Here is a 21089-nt window from a genome sequence, read left to right as displayed (position 1 = left end):
GCCAGGGGTCGGGAGGGTCCACGCAGCCCATCGCGATGTCACGGAACGCCTCCGTCCGCTCGATCTACGTCTTGTCAACCGCCTCCCGGATCGTGTCCTTCACGCTCCCGACGGTATTCTGGATCTCGCCTTCTGTCTTTTGTGACTTTCCCTCCGCTTCCGTCTTCTTGTCGCCGAGGATCTTACCGGCGGCTTCCTTGATGCTGCCGGAAAACTGCTTGAACGACCCTTTGATACGATCTTTATCCATGACCAAGTCTCCTATCGTTGCGTCGGATGTCGCTAACGGCCGATTTAGATACTCCCCAGAGATCCGAGCACTCCAAACGCACTGAGAAGCCAGAGTATGAGCGCAATCACCACGACTACGTTCATAATGGTCTTTATCTTGTTGTCCATTGGAATATAATTATTAGCGAGCCAAAGGAGAACTCCAACGACGATCAAGACGATGACTACCGAGATCAAGGACATCTCTAGGTCTCCTCTTAGTTCACTTCGTAGAATACGCGAACTCGGGTAGCGCCTTGAGCACGTCCTTCGAACCGCCAGGCAGCATGACTCTGTTGCCGGTGATCTTCAGGCTGTTGAACGGTACGACGACCAGATGCTCGCCCATGCCGAGGAAGCCGCCCACCGACAGCACTGCGAACAGGACTTTATCGCTCGGCTCGACCAGAAGATCGTCGATCTCGCCGATCTTCTCGTTGGAATCGTTGACAACCGGGCTGCCGACGATCTTCGACGAGCGATACCCGGCCGAGAGCTTTTGAACATCGACCCGCTCGATGCTGACCGTCTGCGGCGCGCCCTGCGCCCACACCGGCTCCGCCAGGAGAACTGCGCCGAGTATCGCTGCGCCGGTGACGAAAGATGCCCTGTACATGACCGGTCCTCTCATTGATCCAAATGGATGTTGCCTGATCGTAAGAACGCTGGCCCCGGCGCAACTATTCGTAGAAAACCGAGGATCGCTACATTAAGCATCTGGAGAGAGGCGTGCACTAACCCAGGTCAGTTCGGTGGGATCACCACGCCCCCACCGCCGGCCCCTGAAGGCGGCATCTCGGCATGCAACATGCCGATCAGGGCGTCGTCGTTCTCCCGCCGGCGGGGAAGTGTGCCAGGCTGTTTCCAGTGGTTCAGGCTTGTGTGATCTTAACCATCGATTTCGTTTTTTCATCCCACAAGCAGTATCGCGAGCTCAGCAACGCCCCCTTGTGCAGCGTCAACGTCTCCGCCTCAGCAAACGCCGGGTGGGAGCGGTGACAGGCCTCGAGACGGTAGTTCGGCACCCTCGGGTCGAGATGGTGGACGTGATGAAAGCCGATGTTGCCGGTGAACCACTGCAGGATCCGCGGCAGCTGCAGATACGAGCTGCCGCGCAGCGAGGCCGCCACCGGCGACCACGCGCCGTGGCGTGCCCACATCGTGCCCTCGAAGCGGTGCTGCAGCGAGAACAGCCATACGCCGATGACCGAGGCGATGATCGAGGTCGGCAGGTGCACGAGCAGGACGTCGCGAAAGCCGAAAACGAGGCCCAGGATGCCGAACAACGCCAGGAGCGCCAGGTTGGTGCCCTGCACCGCGCATCGTTCGCGCGTCCAGGAGCGGGGCGCATCGAACGGCATTCGGAACATGACGAGGAACACGAGCGGCGGCAGCAGCAGCAGCGATACCACCGGATACAGCATCACCCGGTGCACGACGCGGCGCCACGGCGGCAGCGCGCGGAACTCTTCGACGGTCAGGCAGGTCGAATAGATGTCGCTGCCGCTCATCCGGCGGTCGAGATCATTCCAGTGCGCGTGGTGTCCGGCGTGCTGGCGCCGCCACATGCTGTACGGCGCCAGCGTAAACAGGCTGCAGAGCCTGCCGACCCAGTCGTTCGCCTGCCGCGACCGGAAGAACGAGCCGTGCCCGCAGTCGTGCTGGATGATGAAGATCCGCACGATGAAGCCGGCGGTCACGACCGACAGCGCCATCGTCGCCCAGTAGCTGAACGCCAGGCCGGCGTACATCAGCGCATACAGGGCTAGGCATGGCAGGAAGGAATTGGCCATCTGGCCCAGGCTGATCGCGAGGCTCGGCATCCGATGCCGCGACGTGGCTTCGCGGACGCAAGCCCAATCGGATGCGGCGTCGCTCGTGCGCTGGTGACGGCCATCCATCGTCGCCGCCGCAGTTCCCAAACCCATTCCTCGCGTCCTTCATTTCACAATTGGTCGCCATTGCGTCGCCGGCTGGGAACCGCGCAGTCCACCTCGGGATCTGCGCATCATCGCAGGTGCTGTTCTGGAACGCGCTGACCGTTCCCCCGGGGTCCGGCCCCAGCTCGATCATTCTGCGAGGTGTGGCCTCGACGCGTACGGCAGACACGTCGGCTGTTCGGTGGCTTCGTGCCTCGGTGGCTGATTGGCTGATGGTGCTGCCTGAACATCACGGTGGTGTTCGGAATCGGCGTCAACGTCGATACCCTGCGGAGCCGGGCGAGCATCGCAAAGAAGCGCGTTCATCCAAATCGTCCTCATGATGCTCACGGCTGTCTCCTTCAGCCTCCCGATGCGGATACGGTGTGCGGCACGGAAACGAGGCGTCGAGATCAAACCCCGTTTTGATCACCGGCCGAGCGTCCGCCGAAGAGCATGGGTGTGAACACGAACAGACTTCCTTGGCAAGAAGGACGGCGAGAGCGTTCAGCCAGCGATCAATCGCCAGATCGGCGTAAAGTTGCGGCGCTAAAAACCGAAGGGAGATGCTTGGTTCATAGCACTGGAACACGTGATGCTTGCTGGCCTAACACTCTCGCCGTTCGTCGCAGGCGACGGAGTTGTATGTCGTATGCCTTGACGGTATGCCGAGGAGGGACAGGGCGCACTAACCTGCATCAGCATCCCGGCGGTCGCGTCGGCGGGTCGCCGAGGTGCGATTACGGCCGGTCGTCCGCGGACGGATGGTGATTGAGGTAGGCGTTGTCGTAGCCCGCCAGCTCCCGCAGGCCGTCGAGGTTGTGAATGATCACCTGCTGCGCCTTCAGCGTGATCAGTTTCCGCTCCCGCAACTGCCGGAGCACCCGATTGACGTGAATCGCGGTGAGACCGAGCGCGTCGGCCAGGACGTACTGATTGAGCGGGCACGCAAACTCCGTCGACAAGACGAGGCCCGCCATCTGCAGCCGCTGTCCCAGTTCCAGGAACAGATGCGCCAGCCGCTCGATGGCGCTGCGCCGTCCGATGTTCACCAAGTGCTCGACCACCATTGCCTCGTCGCGCGACGTCGCCCACAGAATAGCCGTCGCCAGCCGGGGAAACTCCTGGAAGATCTCGATCATCCGCTGCCGGGAGACATTGCTGATGACGGCATTGGTCAAGCTCGCGAAGGAATGGTCCGACGTCCGCAACAGGACACTGCGCAGCCCCATGAAGTCGCCCGGCAGCGGAAAGCCGATGATCTGCCGGCCGCCGTTCGGCACCAGCTTGTAGCAGTTGGCCCACCCTTCCTGCAGGATCCAGGCGCGGTGGTCGGTTTGCCCTTCGTGCACGATCTCGGTCAGCGCCGCGACGCTGCGGCGGCGGGATTGCAGATCGTCGAGGCATGCCAGTTCATCCGCGGACAACGCAACGAAGCTGTTGAGTTTCTTCGCCAAAGGGGTGGTCATGGCCGACATTTCGGGTAATCTCCACCTCCTCGCGGCGGAAGGTTATTGTCAGGGAAGTCGCAGCACCGATGCGAGATCGCAAGACTTGTGGATCGACTATCACACATTAGCATCGACCTTGGGATAAAGGACTAGCATTCGCCTGCAGTCGTCGGAGCGCGGCTCGGCATCCCGCCAAGACAATGACTCCGCATTGAAACGCTCATGAGCACCAACTCGAACGCTGCCGGACTCGCTGCCCTCTCCATTTGCGAGTCGCTGCTGTTGTCCCTGACGGATCTCGAGGTCATCGAGAGCAATGAAGCGGTTTCCATCCTCGAGGATGCCGCCGCGGCGCATCGCGGCGCACTGGCCGCAGCGCAAAACCCGGACGACCACCAGGCCGCCGCCGACGTGATCGACCGCATCATCAAGGGCAAGAACTCGGTGCGGCACGACTGACGGTGGTCCAACGAGCCCGAACATCGGCGTCGGCGGGCCCAATCCGCATCAGTGGTGCGTGAGCGACGAACCAGAAGGCGACGGCCCGATGCAGTTGTTCGAATGCCAACAGTGCGGCCAGCTCCTCTACTTCGAGAATACCCGCTGCGAGCACTGCGGACACAGCCTCGGGTACCTCCCGGAACTGCCCGTCCTGAGCGCCCTGCTGCCCGAAGGTGACGGCACCTGGCGGCCGCTCGCCGCCCCCGACCGGCCGAGTCGATTCTGCGCCAACGCCACGCATGCCGCCTGCAACTGGCTGGTGCCGGTGGCGGGCGCCAATGCCTTTTGCGAGGCCTGCGGTCTGAACCGGACGATCCCCGACCTGGGCGTGCTGCAGAACCTGCAGCGATGGCAACGCCTGGAAGCCGCCAAGCATCGCTTGGTTTACGGACTGCTGCGGCTTCGGCTGCCGCTAGTGGGCCGTGGCGAGGATCCGCGGATGGGGCTCGGTTTCGACTTCCTCGCCGGCCCCGGCCGTGGCTCGCGTCAGGCGGAGGAGATCGTCACCGGTCACGCCCGCGGCCTGATTACCATCGACATCGCCGAGGCGGACGACGCCGAGCGGGAGCGCCACCGCCAGGACATGGCCGAACCGTTCCGGACGCTGCTCGGGCACTTTCGCCACGAAGTCGGGCATCACTACTGGGACCGCCTCGTCGCCGGTGGCGTCTGGCTGAACCCGTTCCGCGCGCTGTTCGGCGACGAGCGTTCCGATTATCCGGCCGCCCTGCGCACCCACTACGCGGCCGGCCCGCCGCCCGACTGGCAGGAGCGGTTCGTCAGCAGCTACGCCAGCACGCATCCGTGGGAGGATTTCGCCGAGACCTGGGCGCACTACCTGCACATCGTCGATGCCTTGGAGACTGCCTACGCGTTTGGCCTCGCCGTCCATCCCAGGGCGGGACGCGATGCGGCGCTCAGCGTCTGCATCGATTTCGATCCTTATCCGCAGTCCGACTTCGACGCCCTCGTTAAGGCGTGGCTGCCGCTGACCTATGCCGCCAACAGTCTCAACCACAGCGTCGGACAGCCGGACCTCTACCCGTTCGTCCTGGCGCCGACGGTGATGGGAAAGCTGCGGTTCATTCATGGCCTGATCCATGGTGCAACCGTCGGGCTGGCGCCAAACCTCGGATGAAGGTACGCTGACCGTCGCGCTGCCTTACTTTCGGTGGGTCTCGCGCGACCTTCTGCACAAAAAAAGCGACCGCCCCTACGGCGGCCGCCTCGTGACGTTTCCGTCGATGCTGGCTCAGTGGCTGGCTGGGGCCGCCGTTGGCTGCGGCTTTGTCGCGGGCGCGCCGTCGGGTAGCACCGCTGCGTGCTGCAAGTCCTTGAGCGATTGTGTGACACCGTTGCTGATCGCTTCGACAGCCTCTTGCTGCGCCTTCGAGACCATCTCAGCGAGCTCGCGCATGTGACCTAGCGCCGTGCCGAACCCCTCCTTCATCAGCTCGACTTGCTTCGTCGCGAGGTCGACCGGTGATGCGGATTTCGCCAGCGTTTCGAGGGAATGTGCCGTCTGTGTCATTGTCTCCTGGAGGATTTCCGCCTGGCGCTTGCCGACGGCATGTGCGCCGTCCAGTGTCGAGCGGCTGGCGTTGGCCAGCGCTTCGATGTTCTTGCGCTGCGACGCCATCACGGCGTCCACGTCGACGCCCTTGACGGCGAGCGCCTTGAGTTGGCTCACCAGCTCCTCGGCGATCTTCGACGGCTTCAGAAACTGTTCAGCTGTCTTCGTCATTATAATCTCCAAATATTCTTCCGGACATCACGAGTGTCCGGCGTCTTTGTATCTGTCAGGGAAGTCCTTAGAATACCAATATATATGTGGTCTGTTGCAGAGTGTATTGCAACTATTAGGTTGGGGATCATTTTATATAGGCTCGTTATTCAACGGCTTAATCTGCAACAGCCGACCCGCTGCCGGCGCCGCAGAGCCGGGTGCGTCATGGCTTCGCGGGACCGACGAGCATGCCCAACCCTGCCATATCAATTGCACCGTTCAACAGCGATCGCACCGCAGCGGCCGTCCGCAGCGACAGGGCCTCGTTCAACAGTTCTTCCGCGTGACGCCGCGAAACCGTCCGGATGACCTTCTTGATCCGCGGGATGCGCGGCGAAGCCATGCTGAGGGTGTCCACTCCCATCCCCAACAGCAGGATCGCGGCCGGGGGATCACCGGCCATTTCGCCACAGACGCTCACCTTCTTGCCGGCGCCATGGACCGCCCGGACGGTGCGATGAACCGCGTCGATGACCGCCGGGTGCAGGCTGTCGTAGAGCGGAGCGACCCGTGAGTTGTTGCGATCGACGGCGAGCAGGAATTGGGTCAGGTCGTTGGTGCCGATCGAGACGAAATCGACCTGTCGCGCCAGGAGCGGGGCGAGGTACGTGGCGGATGGCACCTCGACAATGACCCCGATCTGCGGTTTCGCCGCAGGCATGTCCTCCTCCCGCAAGCTTCGGTAGGCGCGATCCATGAGATCGAGCGCGACGTCGACTTCCTCCATCGCGCTGATCATAGGAAACGCCAGATGCAGATTGCCCAGCCCGGCATTTGCTCGCAACAGGGCGCGCAGCTGGATGAGGAAGATCTCCGGATGGTCGAGGGTGACGCGGATGCCGCGCCAGCCGAGGAACGGGTTGTCCTCGACCACCGGGAAGTACGGCAGCGACTTGTCGCCGCCGATATCGAGCGTGCGCATGACGACCGGGCGCGGCGCGAACGCCTCTAACAGCTGCCGGTAGATCTTGCACTGCTCTTCTTCGCTCGGGAAGCGATCGTGCAGCATGAAGCTGAACTCAGTTCGGTAAAGACCGATACCTTCGGCACCGCTGTTCAGCGACGGTTCGAGATCGGACAACATCGCGACGTTCGACTGAAGGCCGATGCGCATGCCATCTGGCGTGATCGCGGGTTCGTCGCGCAGGGTTGCGAGATGCGTCGACAGGTTTTTTTCGTAACGGATGATGCGCTGGTACTGGTGGAGAATGGCCGGCGACGGATTGATGAACACGCGGCCGCGAAAGCCGTCGATGACGGCGGCAACGCCGTCCAGATGGCCGATCGGCAGATCGCCGAGGCCCATCACCGCCGGGATGCCCAGCGAGCGGGCAAGAATGGCGGCGTGCGAGTACACCGAGCCGCGGGTGCCGACGACACCGACCAGGCGCGCCACCGGCACGTCGGCCATCCGCGCCAGACTGATCTCCTCGTCCATCAGGATACAGTTCTCGGGATATGTCCGTTCGATGCTTTCGGCCGATTGCAGATGCATGAGAATCCGGCGACCGAGGCCGCCCATGTCCTCGGCGCGAGCACGTAGATAGGGATCTTCCATCTCCTCGAAGACCCGCGAGAACGCGGCAATGGTCTCGCGAAGCGCGCCCGGTGCCCAGTTGCCGGCGCGGATCCGCGCGACCGCATCGATAATCAGCCGGTCGCTGTCGAGCAGCATGACATAAGCGTCCAGGATCGCCTTCGCCTCGTCCGATACCGCGGCCCGCAAGTCTTCGCTGCGGTCGCGGATCTCGTTCCGCGCCGCGATCACGGCTGCGCGCAGCGAAGCCTCTTCGGCGTCCATGTCCTCGGGTCTCCGGTCAGGAACCGCGGTGAGGTTGGCGAGCGGGTCCGGCAGCATGATGGTGCCGATGGCGACTCCCGGGATGCCGGGTATCCCCTGCAGAAACGCGGGCGCCTCGCTGCGATCGCGCAGCAACTGGCTTATAGTATCGCCCCGGGTCACGTCGTTGATCGCGCCGGCGAGTTGAGCGGCAATGGTGACGAGAAAGGCGACCTCATCGGAACTGAAAAGGCAGGCAGGTACGCGCTGGACCACCAGCACCCCCAGCACGCGGCGGAGGTGCATCAGCGGCACGCCGAGAAAGGCGGAACAGGGTTGATCGGCGAGTTCGGGGAAATCGCGAGAGCGAGGGTCCGCCGGCGCGGCCGTCAGGTTGAGCGGTTGCTGTCGTTCGCCCACCTGTCCGACGAAGCCCTCGGTACGCGGCACGCGGAAGATTCCAACCTGCGCCGGGTCCAGCCCGTCCGTCGCCATCAGGACCAGGTGGCTGCCGGCGGCATCGAAGAGGTAGACCGAACAGGCATCGACACGCATTGCTTCCCGGACGCGCCGGACGATGATCGCCAACGCGCGGTTGCGATGAGGCGAGGCGCTCACCTCCTCGACGATGCGGCGCAGGGCTTCAAGCATTACGTTCTCCGTGATGTCTGCCCGCATCGGCGTCGCCTGCCCGCATCGGCAGGGCAACGCCGTTCACCGGCTGCCCCGACGGGGGCGCCCGTTAGTGTAGGTCTTGACCTGCCCCCCGGAAGCTCCCTCGCCGTGATGTAGAGTCTGCCCAATCTGAAGGAGCAGACGACATGAGGAAATGCCGTTTCATACCGCTGAGCGGTTGATCTGACTCGGCGTTGGGGATTTCCGAGTTCGCGGATTTCTGATTCCCTCATTTCCAGCAGATATGGGGGAAGCGATGGGACGAGCCCTCGAAATCCGGGATGATCATGCGGCTTCGGAGTTGCGGCTCCTCGCCCGTCGCGAGCGGGACGGTCGAGTGGCGGCGCGGATGTACGCGATCGCGAACGCGCTGGACGGGATGACGCGGGCGGAAGCGGCGCGGCTGGCCGGGATGGAGCGCCAGGCGCTCAGGGACGCGGTCGTCCGCTACAATGCCGAGGGTCTGGCCGGGCTGAAGGGCCGGCCGAAAGGCCATGCGCCGCGCACGCTGAGCGAGGCCGAGGAGGCGACGTTCGCGGCGGCGATCTTTCGTGGCCCGGACCCGGAGGCCGACGGCGTCTCGGCGTGGACCCGGGCCGACCTGTGCCGCTGGCTCGCGGCGCACTTCGGCAAGACCTACCATCCGTCGAGCCTGACCCGGGTGCCGCGGCGGATGGGGCTGTCGCGGCAGAAGGTGCGGCCGGTCCACCCGCAGGCGGACGCCCGGGCGCAGGCCCGGTTCAGAAAAAGGGGCTGCGCGAGGCGGTGAGCGCGACGGCCGCGGCGCATCCCGAAAGGCGGGTCGAGCTGTGGTTCATGGACGAGGCGCGCGTCGGCCAGAAAGGCCGCGTCCGCCATCGCTGGTGGCTGAAGGGCCGGCGCCCGCCCGGCGTCTGCGACCGCCGCTACGACTGGGCCTGGATCTTCGGCGCCGTCCGTCCGGCCTGCGGCGACGCCTTCGCCCTCGTCCTGCCGGACGTGTCGGCGGAAGCGATGCAGACCTTCCTGGACGCCTTCGCCGCCCGGCTCGCCCCGGACGTCCAAGCCGTCGTCGTTCTCGACCAAGCCGGCTGGCACGGCGCCAAAGCTCTGCACATCCCCGAAACCGTCACCCTGGTGCCGCTTGCCCCCCTATTCGCCCGAACTCAACCCGGTGGAGCGCCTCTGGCTCTACCTGCGCGAACGCTTCCTGTCGCTGCGCCTCTTCCCCGACGACGACGCCATCGTCGACACCTGCTGCCGCCCCTGGAACGCACTCGCCGTACGCATCCGGTGATGGCCGCCTTGTGGTGAGGCGGGATTTTGTGCGGCATTTGGCTCGGATTTGGAGTTAGCGGCAGCGCAAGATCGATGTCTTATCGTCAGGGTGAGGTACTGGGACGGGTCGAGCGGCGGCGTCGGTTCTCGCTCGGGCAGAAGCTTGCGGTTCTGGCGGAGGCGTCGGCGCCGGGAGTGGTGATCTCGGCGGTGGCGCTGCGGCGGGTTCTGGACGTGCTGGATCGGCGATGATTGCCGTTCCGACCGGCGCCCGGGTGTGGCTGGCGACCGGACACACCGACATGCGGCGCGGCTTCGATGGGCTGGCGCTGCAGGTGCAGGAAAGGCTGAAGCAGGACCCGCACTGTGGTCATTTGTTCGTCTTCCGCGGAAGACGCGGTGACCTTTGAAGATCCTTTGGCACGACGGCCAGGGCCTGTGCCTGTTCGCCAAACGTCTCGAACGCGGTCGGTTTCTGTGGCCGTCGGCGGCCGATGGAACGGTGACGATCACGCCGGCGCAGCTCGCGTATCTGCTCGAGGGCATAGACTGGAGGATGCCGCGGCGAACTTGGCGTCCGATCGCCGCCGGATGAGATAACAGCTTACAAAGGTGTGCGATCTGATTCAGTTCGGGTCGTGATGACGACGCCCGAGCCGCTGCCCGCCGACCTCGCCGAAGCGCACGCGATGATCCTCGCCGAGCGCGCAGGCCGGCTCGCTGCCGAGGCCGAGGCGGCGATCGCGAAACAGACGAAGCGGGTTCTCGACCTGGAGATCGAGCGGCTGAAGCTGGAGATCGCCCGGCTGCGCCGGCAACGGTTCGGCACGTCGTCCGAGCGCAGCGCCCGGCTGGAGCAGCTGGAGCTGGCGCTGACCGAGCTGCAGGAGACCGTCGCCCAGGCCGACGCCGCGGTCGAACTGCGGGCGGCGGAGCGCAGCCCGACCCCGGCGCGCAGCGCCGCGACGCCACGCAAGCCGGCACGCCGGCGGTTGCCGGAACACTTGCCGCGCACCCGCGTCGTGTATCCCGCGCCGGCGACGTGTCCCTGCAGCCGCTGACCGCGGCGATCGAGGCGCATGTCCGCGCCGCCGCCCGCATCCACGCCGACGAGACGCCGGTGCCGGTGCTGGCGAAGGGCAAGACGAAGGAAGGCCGGCTGTGGACCGTCGTCCGCGACGACCGGCCGTTCGGCGGTCCCCACCTGGACGGAACAGGCCCGCCGGCCGCCGTCTTCTTTTATTCGCCCGACCGCAGCGGCGTGCACGCCGAACGCTTCCTCGCGGGCTGGATCGGCATCATGCAGGCGGACGCCTTCTCCGGCTTCGGCCGGCTGTACAAGAGCGATCGCCGGCCTGGCCCGATCACCGAGGCCGGCTGTTGGGCACATGGCCGCCGCGGCTTCTTTGAGCTGGCGGAGCTGCAGCAGGGGCCGATCGCCATCGAGGCGGTCAAGCGGATCGACGCGCTGTTCGCGATCGAGCGCGAGATCAACGGCGCCTCGGCCGAGCAGCGTCTGGCCGTCCGCAACCAGCGATCCCGCCCGCTGATCCTCGACCTCGAAGCCTGGCTGCGCGACCAGTACGCGAGGCTGTCGGCGAAGTCGAAGACGGCAAAAGCCATCGACTACCTGCTGAAGCGCTGGACCGCCTTCACCTGCTTCCTCGACGACGGCAGGGTTTGCCTCTCGAACAACGCCGCGGAACGCGCGCTACGCGGTATCGCCGTAGGAAGACGCAACTGGACCTTCGCCGGCTCGGACGAGGGCGGTCGTCGCGCGGCGGCGATGTACACCCTGATCGAGACGGCGAAGTTGAACGGCATCGATCCCCGCGCCTGGTTGGCCTCCGTCCTCGCCCGCCTTCCCGGCCACCCCACCAGCCGCATCCACGAGCTGCTGCCCTGGAACTGGCAGGCACCAGAGCCAATCAGCACCGCCGCATAGCCGCTCACAACTGCGCCGGTCCGGCAACCCACTCCAGCCGCGGCCCTCGCCGGATGGGTACCGAGATCTGGCGGCAACGGATCGGCGGCTTGCATGAGGCGCTGGCCGACGAGGCCGCGAAGGCCGAGGCGCTTGCGCTGCTGCGCTCGCTGATCGAGCGGGTGACGCTGGTGCCGGAGCGCGGCCAGCTGGCGATCGAGTTGCGCGGTGATCTGGCGGCGATGCTGACGTTTGCCGCGAACAAGCGCAGATCGCCCGGCGAACGCCCCGATTTGGGGGCGCAAGTATCGTTGGTTGCGGGGGCTCGCCTTGGACTTCATTTCCTGTTCGCGGCCCGCGGGCTTGATGCCCGCGAGCCGCTTCCGGCTTGACCGAACAAACCCGCTTACGCGGCCAGCAGATATCCGCCCGCGACCAGCGCCGCCTCGTCGGTCAGTCCGGTGATGTTCTGCAGCGTCGCGATCTGGACGAAGTTGACGCCGTTCGCCGTGCCGTCGGCGTCGATCTTGAGGATGCTGTTCGCCCCGCTCGTGGTGATCTGCACGAAATCCGTGATCGCGTGAATCGTCGGGTTGAAGTCCACAACGTCGGACAGGTCGAGCCTGTCGTTCTCGGTCTTCTTGAAATCCGTGATCGTGTCGATCTCAGTGACCGCTCCGGTCCGGAACACAAAGCGATCCGCGCCTAAACCGCCGCTCACCGTGTCGAGGCCTTTCCACCCGCACAGCCAGTCGTCTCCGGCATCGCCGTAGAGCGCATCGATGCCATCTCCCCCATGTAGCGTGTCGTTGCCGTCGTTGCCGTGGACGATGTCGTCCCCGGTGCCGCCGTGGAGGCCGTCGTTTCCGGCATTGCCGTTCATCGTGTCGTTGCCGCCCTTGCCGATCAGGGTATCGTTCGTCGTCCCGCCGCTGAGCGTGTTCGCGGCGGAGGTCCCCGATATCCAGCTCTTGTAACTCGGAAGGTCGGCGGAGAACCCGTCATCGAAAGTGATGGTCTCGACCTTCTGCGCCGCCGTGCCGCGCAGGTTGTTGATCGTGACTTCATTGACGGCGGCGGCGAGCACGATTTTCGCCCCCGTCGTCCCGAAATCGGAAACCGTGATGTCGTTGATCGTCTTGCCGCCGGTGATCCTGAGGGTGTCCAGACCGCCCGTGTCGTTCAGGACGTCGAGCCCGGCGCTGTAGACGAACGTATCGTTCCCCGAGTCTCCGTTCAGCGTGTCGTTTCCGGCCTCGCCGTACAGGATATCGTCGTTGTTGCCGCCGCTTAAGGTATCGTTCTCGGTCCCGCCGTAGAGCGTATCGTTGCCGTCGTTGCCCTTGAGGTTGTCGTCGCCCGCGAGACCCTTCACAAGGTCGTTTCCGGCATCGCCCTGCAGAATGTCGTTCCCGGCGTCCCCGTTCAGCGCGTCGTCGCCATTGCCGCCATAGAGCGTGTCGATGCCGTTGCCGCCGTACATCGTGTCGTTTCCGTCAACCCCGCGTAGCGTATCGTCGCCGTCGAGGCCCTTGATGATGTCGTTGCCGACCCCGCCGTTCAGGGCGGTATCGGCGGCGGCCGTGCCGTTGACGTTGACGCCGACGGTGAGCAGGTTAACCGGAGCGCCGGTCGCAAAGTTCAGGGTTTCGACGGCCTTTCCAGTGTTGTAATGGCCCACGATGCGGACGCTGTTCCCTGAGCCGAAGTTGATCTCAAGGTCGCTGCCATAGCGGTTATAGACCGCCTGGGACGCGGTGAAGGCGGAGGCGATCCGGAGGATATCCGTTCCGGCGCTATCATTGACCTTGTCCGCGCCGCCGTCATAGATGAAGGTATCGTTCCCGGCGTCGCCGTACAGCGTATCGCTTCCCGTCTCACCATTGATCGTGTCGTCGCCGTTGCCGCCGTAGACGGTATCGTTGCCCGTCCCGCCATACAGCGTATCGTTGCCGTCGTTTCCGCGGATCGTGTCGGTTCCGGCGAGGCCGTTGATGGTATCGTTTCCAGTTCCGCCATTAATGGTATCATTACCAGTTGTTCCCATATAGGTTGCGGCAACGGTCAGCAGGTCAACGGTCGCTCCATCGTCGAAAATCAGCGTCTCGACCGCTTTGCCGGTTAGATAATGACCGACGATGCGGACGCTGTTGCCCGTGCCGAAATTGATCTCAAGGTCGCTGCCATAGCGGTTATAGACTGCCTGCGACGCGGTAAAGGCCGAGGCGATCTGCAAGATGTCGGTTCCGGCGCTGTCGTTGATCTTGTCCGCGCCCGCATCGAAAAGAAACGTCTCGTTGCCATTGTCATCCCAAAGCTGATCGTCACCACTTCCTCCACCGAGGGTATCGTCGCCATTATTTCCGCTTAAATAGTCGTTTCCAGAGTCTCCATAAATCAGGTCATCGCCATCGTTGCCGAACGCATAGTCATCGCCTTCGCCGCAGAAAAGCTGATCAGCTGCGTCTATATCACCGTCAGTAGTATTGTCAGCCCCATGAATAGCGTCGTTTCCAGCTCCTCCGTAAATCACGTCAAAGCCACCTTCACCCTGGAGCAAATCATTTCCAGCGTTGCCTATGATTACGTCGTTACCTTCTCCGCCATATAAATACCCGTCGCCGCTCCACCCGACAATGTAATCGTCTCCATCTTTGCCATAGGCAAAGTCCTCAGTGTATTGCAGCATCGCGTCGCCGCCGCCTGTCCCATCAATACCGTCACGGATCACCTTGCCTGTGCCGTTCCATTTCAGGTTCCGCCAGTTTCCTGAAATAATGTCCGTCGCGGTCATATCCAGAAACTGGCTAAACCGATAAGACTCGATACTCGCAAGCCCTGTGGAAATTGTCAGCTCGTCGATTCCAGTCAGGAAAGAAAGCTTGTTCTGGGGAAGTTTTGAGGCGTCCAGGTCTTCTGGACTTAAAGCGAGCGCAAAGTAGAGCGCGTCATTGCCTGCGCTGTCCGTAATGGTGTCAAGGCCAGATGAATAATAATACTTGTCATCGCCTTCACCACCGTCCATCACATCGTTGCCGCCCTCGCCGTCAAGCCTGTCGTCGCCCATACCGCCATAGAGAAAATCATTGCCCGCCCCGCCGATCAGGCGATCATTGCCGGCATTCCCATTGAGCGTGTCGTTGCCAAAGTCCCCGATAAAAGACTCCGAACCGCTCCCGCCCTGAAAAATGTCGTCGCCGGACAATCCTGCGAAATCTGCATCGCTGGCAGACCCGACAATCGTGTCTCCCCGGTTCGTTCCGTAGACCTGACCTGAATATGTGTGCGCAGAATAATCCAGTCTGCTGAAATCGATCTCCCAACCATTACCGTGAACCTCCCAGTATGCCATGTCCGTGGCGTATTTTTGCTGGGTGCCTGTAAATTGGCGGATTTCCGCTCTGTTATTCTCAACCGTAATGCTGCCTAGCGTCCCGACGGTTATCTTGAGGTCGTACGTGAAAGTCTGAGTATCCGTGCTTGAATTGTAGGACACGTTCCGCGTATTGATTTCCTCGACGGAAACCGCGCCTGCCGTTACGCTGTAAGTAACAAAGATGTCTGAACCATTCGTATATCTCGAATGCCGGAGCACGTCGTTTCCACCCGAGTAAATATAAGCGGCAGCGGGAGCGCCTGACACGTCATCATTTCCCGTTCCGGAAAAGAGTACGGCGGACGCTATGTTTCCGATGGTGCCGAGTGAATAGGTGTCTCCAAAATTTGTGCCGTAGAGAACTTTAGCGTTTATCAAGGTGTCGGTTGGACCGCTTCCGCTGGACAGGCGCGCGCTGCCTGTCGCCGGACTTCCCGTCGCTCCGTATTGAAGACCTGGAAGCGAGAAAGACATCGCCCCGGTGGCGCTGCTGTAATCGATCGCCAAGGTGCTGCCTACAACACTTGAGCCCAAGATGCCGCTATCGACGTAGGCTTTTGCCTCATAGGTGAAACCGGTCGGGTTGCCGGTACGAATGTCCGAATGAGCGTACCCGGCTGTGATCAGGCGCTCCATCCCTGAAAACCCGACGACTCCGGCGGATGAGCTCCACTCCCGGGCTGCTGCCAGCATATCCACGTAGGACTGACCAGACTGAGACACCGTCAGGGCATCGATCCCGCCGCTGTTTGCCGCTCCGTCTATGAAGGTCCGGCCCTGGCCGTTGGCGAAGAAGCTGTCGGCGTACCCGGTGCCGAGGACGTTCTCGACACTGAACAGAGTGTCATCGCCGCCCAGGCCCGCCGCGCCGATATTCACTTTCACACCAGCCGTGAAGGCCGAGTAGTTGACACTATCCGAACCGGTGCCGCCGTGAACGATGTCCTTGCCCGCGGACCCTATGATGTCGTCGTTTCCACCGCCGGCCAGGATGAGGTCGCTGCCCGCCGTGCCCTTGAACCCGGCGAAGCCGCCTTGTTCGCCGACAATCATGGTGGCCTTGCCCGCGGCCGTCGGCTCGGTTGGCAGAAGCGGGTTGCCGTTGCCGACCGTGGCGAACACCACGCGCTCGACGACGTTGGTCGTGCCGTCGCCCCACATTTGCTGCATCGCGTCCCGTACGGGGGTGGCGTTCCCTGTCTCGGTCAAGAGATTGCCCACCAGGTCCGCCCGTGCGGGCATGTTTGGCATCACGCCGCCGTTGACCGGCTTCCACAGCGCCTCGCTGAAATTAACCGTGAGCGCGCTGCCGGCGGGATCGAGCGACAGCACGCCCTGCGTGGCGGTCGTGCTGTCAGATTGAAGGATCTTATTGAGCGCCAGCGTGCCCGCGAACTGGACGAACGCCTTGCTGATGTCCGTCGCATGGGCCACGAGAGTCTGCGACACGTTGGCGTTCTGCAGAACCCTCCCCAGATTGTTGGCGTCGTCGTACAGCGCCCGGATACCCGTGTCGCCGAACACCCGCGTCCCTTCATCGATGGCGGAGTAGGCGATGGTGGTTCGTACAATGCCCGAATAATCGTGTTTTTCTAACGCTGCACCGGGCGTCGTCGCATAGTTGCCGAATCCAGCAGCGAAGGTATCATCGTACATCACAGGCCAGAAGTATTGGGCAGCGGTCTTCCAGTCGGTTCCAACTCCTGCCGTTTTGTCGGCGTACACTCGCATGACGAGCGTCGCCATGCTGTGCGCTGCGATCCCGTCTGAACCTTCGACAAGATCGACAGTATCACCTAAAGACAGCTTCTCCTTGGGCGTAGCTTGCAGTAACCTGTTTGCCTCGAGACAATCGTCTTCGACATAAACCCTCCTCCACCCGGCAACGCTCTTTGCCCCCGGGGTAAGGTTGCCATAGACGAGTTGTTTAAGGTCCGCGTTATACCGTGCGTCACCGGGGTTTCGCGTATAGTCTTCGGTGTGGAGGGCCGCCGCTTCGAACGCCATATTGTCGAAAAGCAGGCCCGATTTGCCGTATACAGCGCCGACAAGTCCAGCGAGTCCGCCGCCAAGAGAATGTCCTGTGGTCGAAATGTTGACAGTACGCGGATCGACGGTCGCGCCCCCGTTCAAGGCTGAAGCGACCGAATTATAAAATTGAAACGCAAGAGCGGCCTGCGTGCCTTCCGGGCTTCCGAACCCCACCCCGTAACCGTTCCACAAGTCGATATTCGCATTGCCCCAAGCGATTTCCTCGTCCGTCCCGCGATAGGAAATCACCGTCTCGCCGTTGTAGCTGTAGGCGATGCCGTAGAAGCCCGCAGTTACGCCAGGATCGCCAGGACGAAACTCACTTTGTTGAGTTACGATGGCGTTTCCTATACGCGTCCCAACGACGGTATTGCCTTCACCAAACTTTATTCCTTCATTGTAGCCACGATTATAGGAATCCATTGCCAGAATGGCTTTGAATAGGGTGCTATCCATTATTCATCCCTCCGTGTTGAAAACGCGCCTGCGCTGAGGCTATTAGCTAGTGGAAGCGTAGAGTTTATGGTGTTGAATCGCTGGCCATCGAACATCTGGCCATAGTATTGAGACAGCCAAGGCAATTTGTTCTGGATTCCCCATGTCACGGGATCGTTAACCATTTCGATCGTGATTTCTTTAAGCTTAACGCCTCTTCCAAATAGTTCTTCGAAGTGATCCGCCTTCACGAAAAATTCTTCTTTAATACACGTGCCGTTCTCGTCCTTTTCGCGGCACCAATCCGTTTCGATGACGCGCTCGACCGTCTTGGGATCGCTGATGTCCTTGAAAGTAACCAACATTGGGTATTGCTTTGGTGTCAGCGTGGCCTTGGCGTCCTTCAGGTTGCTGAAGTATTTGATGCCATCGGGCGTCGTGCCGCCGCTGGTCCAGCCAAAGGCGCTGAACACGGTCAAATAGTCGTCATAGCTGATCAGCGCGAACAGCACTCCTCGCTGCCCCAGATCGACGGCGACCGCTTCGCCTTTCGACTGCACAGAAGGCAGGCTCTCCGGCGTCAGGGCGATCCCCCTGCGCACCGTGACCTCCCGCACCGCCGACCCTGTTTTGAGTCCTTCCGGCGTCTCCACTGCCACCGTCATCCGGTACCGCCAGGTCCCGGATGGAAACATTTGGCTGCAGGCCACGCTGGTTGCAGCTAAAATACCGGCAAACATGAGTGCAATCGTCAAAAACTTATGCGCCATGAAACGTACAACCTCGCAATGAATGCCTATAATCTCCCAATGATAAGGAGCATAAAACCATAAAACAGTATTTGCCGTAAATAAAAATCCACAGTCTCAGTGTATGTTCCGTGCGTAAACCGATTTATTTGGCTTCTGTTTCTGCTTCTGTCTTGTGCTACGACACGTTATAGAGGCTATGCTTATCGATCCGCATCTTGCGAGGTAAAAAGGCCAGGCCCGTGCCGGACCGGAGCGTATGTTTACTGATCGCTTCGGCGAGGCGGGCATCGTCGTCCGCACTCTTCTCTCCCTTTCCACGGGCTCCGGCCTCTCATGCCAGCCATGACTGAAGTCGTCCGGGCGTCCGGTCTGTCGCACAGCAATGGCCAGCCGCACCAGCCTCCACCTGCGGGCCGAACCTTTTGCAAGCGCCTATAATAAGCAAAATTTATGGTCGGTCAGAGGTCCCGATCAAAGTCTTTGTCGCGGTTCCTTCCCCGCGGCCTGCGGGGCCGGGGCGGTTTTGGCGTCGGGGTGATCGGCGGCTTCGGACCGTCGGATGAGGCGCTGTCCTCGCCGCCGTAATTCCCGCGGTGCGTGGCGGCGTGCTCGAAGTCGCCCTCTAAGTTCACGTCCGTGATGACCCGGCGTTTGGACGCCCGGTAGTCGGCGAGCGTCCGGTGCGGGTTTGGGGCCTTGTCCGCCTCTCCTGAACCCTCAACGCGTCCCCGCTCTGCCGCGTGTTCAAAATCACCCTGTAGATTGACGTCCGTCACCACGCGCCGCCCGGTGACGCGGCGCAAGCGGCGTTCCTTTTCCGCGCTTCCCGGAGCCTTCGAGGCTTCGCCCCCGGCGGCTGCCGGGCCTGCTGCGGCACGGGAAAACTCTGCCTTGAGATCGATCGCCTGGGCGGCCGATTTTCGCGCAGCGGCGCGCTCCGCCAGTTCGCGGGCAAGCGTTGAGGTGTAGGGGTTCGTCACCCGCCGCGCTTTCTTCGGCGTGTCCGTCTTCGCCTTCACAGGGGGCATCCGGTGGTCGTGACGGCGACGCTCCTCGATCCGCCGCTGTTTCAGCATGGCGGTTTCAAGCGAGCGGCATTCCCGCTGCTCGATCTGGTCGAGTGCCCGCAAGTTCCGGTTTACGTCCGCCGCCTGCACCTGTTGAGCGCGGCGCAGCGCGAGCCGCTCCTGACCCTGGCGGTCGAGGAGCTGCTTCCTTTCCGCCAGGAACGCCTCGAACCGCTTGCGGTCGCGGTACTTGTGCAGCTTCCTGGTCATCAGCGCGACGCCGGTGATACGCCCGAGAAACGCGGCAAGGCCTGTGGGCCGATGCTGCGCCCGCTCGATCTTCCGCCGTTTCATCTCGTCGAGATAAGCGGCACGCAGTGCGGAGCGCTGCTGCTTCTGCTGAGCCGAAAGCTCGACCCGCTCCCGCGCCTGCCGGACCTTCAGCTCGGCGGCGTCTTTTTCAACACCACGGAGGCGCTGCGCCTGCTGCGCTTTCAGCTTGTCCAGCTCGTCGGTTTTGGCCTTCGCCTTGTTGAAGTCCTCGATGGCCCGGCGGTGCTGCGCGATCATGGCCTGCGCCTCCTCGACCGACGGCAGGCTCTCCGGCGGGAATTCCGTTTCGAGGAAGGCACGGATGTCTTTCGTGCGGACGGTCTTGTCGTCGATCAGTTTGGGAAGGGCGTTCACTTCCCCGTACACATCGACCAGCACGTAAGGGCGCTTGCCGGTGGCCAGCACATAGCCCAACTCCTCCAGCGCCCGGACGAACGCCTTGGGACTATCGGACGCCCGCCAGGCCTGCGTCACGTGCAGCATCCGCTCTTCTTTGGAGAGGCCCGTCGCGGCTTCCTGCGCCCGCTCGTAGAGGCTCTGCTGCCCGCCCTTCTGCTTATCACCACGATCCCGGAAATATCCGTCCGGGAGCCGCAGGCCATGGTCGCGGGCGAACTCTCGCGTGACCATCATCAGCTTTTCATGGTCGAAGGCGAGGTGCCGGGCCGTGCCTTTTTCGGCGTCGATCCGCGACCAGACGACGTGGCAGTGCTGCCGCCCGTGCTTCTCGTGAAAGATCACGGCGCGCGGCTGCCCGGCGAGGCCAAGACGCTCCTCAACGCGGCCCACATAATCGAGATACTGCTCGCGGGTCAGGCGTCCCTGCGCCGGGTCCGGGTTGATGGACAGGCTGTAGAGGTAATTGCGGCAGCGCGTGAGGCCGTGCGCCACCGCCTCCCATTCGGCGAACGCGCCGTGCAGGTCGCGGGCGACGGACCCGCGCACCTGCGCCACCTCCAGCGTCTCGTTGTCGTGGGCGTTCAGGAGGTGGGTGGCGAGGTCCTGTCCCAAAGCGCGCTGGCTGCCGAAGGGGATCATGGACGCCGCCCCATCAGCGCAAGCAGCGCGGCGCGGATTTGCGCGAGGTCGTCCAAGGCCGATTTGAGATCGGGCGGGCATTCGCTTGCATCTGCAAGCGACATGTCGTGTAGCCGGTCGGCGATCCTGCCCGCGTCCTGGAGCAGCCGGGCAAGAATCAAGCGCTCGTCTTGTGCGCGGCGAGATTTGCTGCCCAGGACGCCTTTGGTGATGAACGCATTCATGCTCAGGCCGGAGTCTTCGAAGCGCCGATAGAACTCCTCCCGCAGCGCCTTGGGCGGGCGGTAGGAGATCGGCGCGTCGCGCCTATGGGCGGTCTTCTCCGGCATGACAGTGGTTATCGTTCATCGGCTTTGCCGCCTGCCTCGCCCGGTCCTCGCGGCGGGGCATAACGGGGGACCGGGGCCTCCCCGGTCGATGGGTTCCAAGGGAGAGCCGACATCTCCATTGGCCGAAGCCGGTGTCGGAACACCGGTCCGGGGTCCAGGGCGCGGACAGCAGCCCGGTCGATGGGGGTCCAGGGGGAGAGCGAAGTCTCCTCCCTGGCTGCATCG

General features: G+C 62.9%; 16 protein-coding genes and 2 pseudogenes. 8 read left to right on the top strand and 10 right to left on the bottom strand.

What is annotated here, in order from left to right; translation table 11 throughout:
• Nucleotides 1-64 precede the first annotated feature (64 nt).
• The 4 genes from IPK66_06265 to IPK66_06250 all read right to left on the bottom strand — a co-directional run bounded on the left by IPK66_06265 (nt 65) and on the right by IPK66_06250 (nt 3667).
• Complete coding sequence (locus IPK66_06265; protein MBK8174872.1) at nt 65-250, bottom strand: CsbD family protein; 186 nt, start codon at nt 248-250, stop codon at nt 65-67.
• Nucleotides 251-493: 243 nt separating this feature from the next.
• Nucleotides 494-886, bottom strand: coding sequence for a PRC-barrel domain-containing protein (locus tag IPK66_06260; GenBank protein ID MBK8174871.1), 393 nt, complete (start codon nt 884-886; stop codon nt 494-496).
• Between the two features lie 256 nt (nt 887-1142).
• Nucleotides 1143-2171, bottom strand: coding sequence for a fatty acid desaturase (locus IPK66_06255; GenBank protein MBK8174870.1), 1029 nt, complete (start codon nt 2169-2171; stop codon nt 1143-1145).
• 758 nt (nt 2172-2929) lie between these two features.
• Nucleotides 2930-3667, bottom strand: a complete 738-nt coding sequence (locus tag IPK66_06250) for a Crp/Fnr family transcriptional regulator (GenBank protein MBK8174869.1) — start codon at nt 3665-3667, stop codon at nt 2930-2932.
• A gap of 195 nt (nt 3668-3862) precedes the next feature.
• Between IPK66_06250 and IPK66_06245 the strand changes: the two genes are divergently transcribed.
• Both IPK66_06245 and IPK66_06240 read left to right on the top strand, forming a co-directional pair.
• The gene (locus tag IPK66_06245; GenBank protein MBK8174868.1) at nt 3863-4099 is read left to right on the top strand and encodes a hypothetical protein; all 237 of its coding nucleotides are present in this window, start codon (nt 3863-3865) and stop codon (nt 4097-4099) included.
• Nucleotides 4100-4187: 88 nt separating this feature from the next.
• Nucleotides 4188-5279, top strand: a complete 1092-nt coding sequence (locus tag IPK66_06240; GenBank protein MBK8174867.1) for a putative zinc-binding peptidase — start codon at nt 4188-4190, stop codon at nt 5277-5279.
• 114 nt (nt 5280-5393) lie between these two features.
• Here IPK66_06240 and IPK66_06235 read toward each other — a convergent pair whose 3' ends face one another.
• Nucleotides 5394-5885: a phasin family protein gene (locus IPK66_06235; GenBank protein MBK8174866.1), complete on the bottom strand. Its 492-nt coding sequence runs from the start codon at nt 5883-5885 to the stop codon at nt 5394-5396.
• A 205-nt stretch (nt 5886-6090) separates the two neighbouring features.
• The gene (gene ptsP, locus IPK66_06230) at nt 6091-8358 is read right to left on the bottom strand and encodes a phosphoenolpyruvate--protein phosphotransferase (protein ID MBK8174865.1); all 2268 of its coding nucleotides are present in this window, start codon (nt 8356-8358) and stop codon (nt 6091-6093) included.
• Between the two features lie 280 nt (nt 8359-8638).
• On the opposite strand from ptsP, the gene IPK66_06225 reads away from it, so the two are divergent.
• The 6 genes and pseudogenes from IPK66_06225 (at nt 8639) to IPK66_06200 (ending at nt 11955) form a co-directional block, all read left to right on the top strand.
• Nucleotides 8639-9151: a winged helix-turn-helix domain-containing protein gene (locus tag IPK66_06225; GenBank protein MBK8174864.1), complete on the top strand. Its 513-nt coding sequence runs from the start codon at nt 8639-8641 to the stop codon at nt 9149-9151.
• Nucleotides 9148-9675: a transposase gene (locus IPK66_06220; GenBank protein MBK8174863.1), complete on the top strand. Its 528-nt coding sequence runs from the start codon at nt 9148-9150 to the stop codon at nt 9673-9675. The genes IPK66_06225 and IPK66_06220 overlap by 4 nt, the downstream gene beginning before the upstream one ends.
• 57 nt (nt 9676-9732) lie before the next feature.
• Nucleotides 9733-9891: a hypothetical protein gene (locus tag IPK66_06215; protein MBK8174862.1), complete on the top strand. Its 159-nt coding sequence runs from the start codon at nt 9733-9735 to the stop codon at nt 9889-9891.
• A pseudogene (tnpB, locus tag IPK66_06210) lies at nt 9888-10234 on the top strand (IS66 family insertion sequence element accessory protein TnpB). Before IPK66_06215 ends, tnpB begins: the two are co-directional and overlap by 4 nt.
• A 43-nt stretch (nt 10235-10277) precedes the next feature.
• Nucleotides 10278-11584 (top strand): annotated as a pseudogene (locus tag IPK66_06205) (IS66 family transposase).
• Between the two features lie 53 nt (nt 11585-11637).
• Nucleotides 11638-11955, top strand: coding sequence for a hypothetical protein (locus IPK66_06200; protein MBK8174861.1), 318 nt, complete (start codon nt 11638-11640; stop codon nt 11953-11955).
• 14 nt (nt 11956-11969) lie between these two features.
• Here the strand turns inward: IPK66_06200 and IPK66_06195 are convergent, their stop codons facing one another.
• From IPK66_06195 to IPK66_06180, 4 genes are all read right to left on the bottom strand, one after another.
• Nucleotides 11970-17426 carry a type I secretion C-terminal target domain-containing protein gene (locus IPK66_06195; protein MBK8174860.1) on the bottom strand — a complete coding sequence of 1819 codons (5457 nt, stop codon included), beginning with the start codon at nt 17424-17426 and terminating at the stop codon, nt 11970-11972.
• The gene (locus IPK66_06190) at nt 17426-18175 is read right to left on the bottom strand and encodes a hypothetical protein (protein MBK8174859.1); all 750 of its coding nucleotides are present in this window, start codon (nt 18173-18175) and stop codon (nt 17426-17428) included. Before IPK66_06190 ends, IPK66_06195 begins: the two co-directional genes overlap by 1 nt.
• Nucleotides 18176-18615: 440 nt before the next feature.
• Nucleotides 18616-20535, bottom strand: coding sequence for a relaxase/mobilization nuclease domain-containing protein (locus IPK66_06185; protein ID MBK8174858.1), 1920 nt, complete (start codon nt 20533-20535; stop codon nt 18616-18618).
• The gene (locus tag IPK66_06180) at nt 20532-20864 is read right to left on the bottom strand and encodes a hypothetical protein (GenBank protein MBK8174857.1); all 333 of its coding nucleotides are present in this window, start codon (nt 20862-20864) and stop codon (nt 20532-20534) included. Before IPK66_06180 ends, IPK66_06185 begins: the two co-directional genes overlap by 4 nt.
• Nucleotides 20865-21089: the final 225 nt, after the last annotated feature.

Source organism: Rhodospirillales bacterium (assembly GCA_016712595.1).
GTDB lineage: Bacteria > Pseudomonadota > Alphaproteobacteria > Rhodospirillales > Defluviicoccaceae > Defluviicoccus.
Note: the sequence above shows the minus strand (reverse complement) of the source record. Positions and strands in the feature narration are given on the sequence as shown.